We start from the raw sequence: 1,002 nt of genomic DNA, 5'->3' as shown, positions 1-1,002 counted from the left end.
TCAACCATCTGATCAACCATTTTTTCCCCTCAGCATTAGCTGGGTCAATTTGTGCTTAGTCTAAACTCCAATTTGAGATTGACACCCATCATTCCATTTAAGTAAGCTACTCGATGAGCCAAGACTTGCGGGACATTTTGCTCATTCCATTGTGCGCCAGAAATTTTGATACGACGACCAATTTTTTTGATTGCGGATTCCACAGCACCCGAGCCAATCGAGCAAATCTTATTTGACTGATAATAGTGGTAATTAACGATGCGTGCAGGCGTGTTTGTTGAGATATACGCAGAAATTCTGTGCGGCTTTTTTTGTCAGATTTGCAAAAAGTTGTTTCGCTTTTTCTACCTGTCCCATCCATAAATAAGCTTGGGCTTCATTGATTCTTCGTTGTGAACCGCCAACCTTATTCAGATTTTCAATCAGATGATACCAGTCAAGGATTTCTCGGCGTTGTCGATTTGGGGCGACTAAAGCGATAATATTCCAAATTCCATCATGTCCATCTCAAGCGACAGGTAACAATTGACGCGATGGGTTGACTGTTGACCCAATTAATCAGCCCAATGTTATCTTGATAAACCGCGATTAATCCGCTGTTGGTGTGCATTGCTTTATAGTCTTTGTAGATACATTCTAGTCCCTGTGCAGTTCTTAATCTAACTTTTCCTCCATCTACACATAATTCTTCAATTAGTTCTGTGACTATCGGCAACTGAAACTCTTGCCGATGGACTAATCGGGCGTTGTGACATGGCATTGGTTTGGACACCGGTGATGTATTCTAAATCTACTGCCGTTTGCTCGTATGACATATTGGCACTCAATCTCAGACAACATTGTTCCAAATGTGGACTAATTCTTGTGCAGGGCTTAACTCCGAGTAGTTTAGCTTGTTTCTCACTGCAGATTTTGAGTATTCCTAATCAATACTCCGGACAGTTTTTAAGCAGCCAAAGTACCATAAGACAAGACTGAAGGAAGATTAGGATGGTTTAAAAT

General features: G+C 41.0%; 1 protein-coding gene. It reads right to left on the bottom strand.

The window, feature by feature from the left end:
• Nucleotides 1–496: 496 nt before the first annotated feature.
• Nucleotides 497–760, bottom strand: coding sequence for a hypothetical protein (locus tag QUA54_RS34355; RefSeq protein ID WP_333419515.1), 264 nt, complete (start codon nucleotides 758–760; stop codon nucleotides 497–499).
• Between the last annotated feature and the right edge of the window lie 242 nt (nucleotides 761–1,002).

Origin of the sequence: Microcoleus sp. MOSTC5 (assembly GCF_036701825.1) — a bacterium.
GTDB classification, from domain to species: domain Bacteria; phylum Cyanobacteriota; class Cyanobacteriia; order Cyanobacteriales; family Microcoleaceae; genus Microcoleus; species Microcoleus asticus.
Note: the sequence above shows the minus strand (reverse complement) of the source record. Positions and strands in the feature narration are given on the sequence as shown.